Source organism: Desulfobacter sp., from assembly GCF_050177295.1.
On record NZ_JBFXHE010000519.1, the window covers coordinates 1 to 2,720 of the forward strand.

Annotated in this window: 3 protein-coding genes; all 3 read right to left on the minus strand. The window is 53.7% G+C overall.

Annotation, left to right across the window (positions count from 1 at the left end):
- Positions 1–980, minus strand: a 980-nt coding sequence (locus AB7U36_RS21995) for a transglutaminase family protein (protein ID WP_428161740.1), incomplete at its 3' end; no start/stop codon positions are given.
- 38 nt (positions 981–1,018) lie between these two features.
- Positions 1,019–2,002 (minus strand): alpha-E domain-containing protein, encoded by a 984-nt coding sequence (locus tag AB7U36_RS22000; protein ID WP_428161741.1) that lies wholly within the window; start codon positions 2,000–2,002, stop codon positions 1,019–1,021.
- Between the two features lie 31 nt (positions 2,003–2,033).
- On the minus strand, positions 2,034–2,720 hold a 687-nt coding region (locus AB7U36_RS22005; RefSeq protein ID WP_428161742.1), incomplete at its 5' end, for a circularly permuted type 2 ATP-grasp protein.

Below are 2,720 nucleotides of genomic sequence, written 5' to 3' on the forward strand. Positions count from 1 at the left end.
AGGGTGATGTTTTCTTTTTTAATCTCTTCATCCACCCGGAATCCAAGCTCATGAATCTTTGTCCAGATCTCCTCGGGATAGGGCTTGGTGGACCGGGGGTCTTCGTGGATGCGTGTGACGCGCATGGTGTGGGAGAAATCCACCTCGCACGGTTCAAGCCCCCCGGTGACAGGGGCCGCGCTTTTGGGAAACGGGGTGCAGGCAAGGGGGATATGGCCCTCACCGGCTAAAAGTCCGGATGTGGGGTCCAGCCCCACCCAGCCGGCCCCGGGCAGGAACACCTCCACCCAGGCATGCAGGTCCGTGAAATCCTGTTCCGGTCCGGAAGGCCCTTCAAGGGATTTGACATCAGCGGTGAGCTGAATCAGGTATCCGGAAACAAACCGGGCCGCCAGTCCCAGATGACGCAGAATATTGACCAGCAGCCAGGCCGAATCCCTGCAGGAGCCGGATTGTTTGGTCAGGGTCTCCTCACAGGTCTGGATATTGGGCTCCATGCGGATGTTGTAGTTAATGGCCTTTTGCAGATCCTGGTTCACGCGGACCAGGAAATCGATGGTGTTCTCCTTTTTGCGGCTGATGCGGGAAAGATAGGCAGTAAACTTGCTCCCCGCGCAGTCTCTCTGTAAAAAGGGCCCCAGGTCTTTTCTGACTTCCGATGAATATTGAAATGGATACTCCCGGGCATATTCCTCCAGAAAAAAATCAAAGGGATTGATGGTGACCATCTCTGCCACTAAATCCACCACTATGGAAAAATGATCGGTTTTTTTATGGAAATTAAGCCTGGACAGATAGTTGGAAAAAGGATCCTGCTGCCAGTTGATCCAGTGGTCGTCCGGAGAAACGGTCTGATTGTAGCTCAAAATCGGGGTCCGGCAGTGGGGGGCAGGCCGCAGCCGGATCACCTGGGGCCCTAACTGGATTTTGCGGTCATATGTATAATCGGTCTTGTGATACAAGGCCACTTGAATTGCCATGGATGTAAATGCTCCTTAAAGGATGGGTCCGGTTTGTTTTACTGGGCGGAGACAGATGTCTGTTCCCTCAGGTTGTCGGGGATTCTGAAAAAAGCCTGGCGGATGTCAAGCCCCACCTGGTTAATTTTTGTCTGCAGATCATCAAGGTACTCGTGCATGCCGGCAGAAATTACATCATCGATATCCGAATAATCCAGGTCTGCGCATAACCGGCCCAGGCTTTTTTCCGCCGGATTGGACACGGCCCCCCTGGGGGTGCCGGTGATTTTGTGCAGGGCGCACTGGGCACTGGTCAGGCAGCAGTGGATGGACCTGGGAAAGTCCGGATCAAAGATAAGAAAACTGCACACCTGTTTGGGAACAATCCGGTGACATTGTTTTCGATAGGTTTCAAAGCCGGAGGTGGATTTGAGCACAGCGCCCCACTGGATCACATCATAGGGGGAGTTCACATCTTCGGGCTTGGGCAATAACATGAAGTATTTTACGTCCAGAATCCGGGAGGTCTTATCCGCCCGTTCGAGAAGCTGACCGAGCAAGGCAAAATGAAAGGCCTCCCCCCGGGACATGGTGGTATGCAGCAGGCCTGTGAACATATGGCTGAGCATGGTGATGTTTTTGAAAAAACGGTGGGGATCCTTGTTGGCCAGGCGGTTTTTAGCCGCATCCTTGAGCAGAAGATAGGAGTGGTTAATCTGTTCCCACATCACCGATGAAATGATTTCCCTGACGCTTCGGGCGTTTTCCCTGGCTGCGGCCACACAGGAAATGATGGAGTTGCCGTACTCCCTGTCCAGGGCCAGAAACTGGATCACATTTTCTCTGGAATAATCCAGTCCGTAACGCTTTTCAAACACGCCATGGTCGCCTGTGGTCATCACCAGGGGCTGCCAGGCCCCGGCCATTCCTGTGGTCATGTCCAGGGAAAGGTTAAGGTTTACATTAATAAAACGAGCGATGTTTTCGGCTCTTTCAATATAACGGGTCATCCAGTAGATGGAATCTGCAACGCGGCTTAGCATGGTATCTCCCTAATCTTTGTCCAAATACAAGTTAATCTGTTCCATTGAGCACCCATGTGTCCTTTGTTCCGCCGCCCTGGGACGAGTTCACCACCAAGGAGCCCTTTTTCAAGGCTACCCGTGTCAGCCCGCCTGGAAGCACATAGATATCCTCTCCGTAAAGGATGTAGGGCCGGAGGTCCACATGCCGCCCTTCAAAATGGTCCCCGATAATGGTGGGAACCTGGGAAAGACTGATGGTGGGCTGGGCAATATAGGTTCTGGGGTTGGCCCTGATCCGCCGGGCAAACTCCCCGCGCTCGGCCTGGTCTGCATGGGGGCCGATCATCATGCCGTATCCGCCGCTTTCATTGGCCGCCTTGACCACAAATTTGTCCAGGTTGTCAAGCACATGGGCCCGGTCCTTGTCATCCCAGCACACATAGGTGGGTACATTGGGCAAAATGGGATCTTCCCCCAGGTAGTATGAAATAATTTTCGGCACATAGGCGTATACGGCCTTGTCATCAGCCACGCCTGTGCCCGGTGCATTGGCCATGGCCACCCGGCCCTTGAAATAGGCAGACATAATACCCGGAACCCCGAGCATGGAATCGGGCCGGAACACGTTTGGATCAATGAAATCATCATCAATGCGGCGGTAAAGGACGTCAATGGGGGAAAGCCCCTTGGTGGTCCGCATATACAGCCGGTCGTCCGACACCACAAGGTCCTGGCC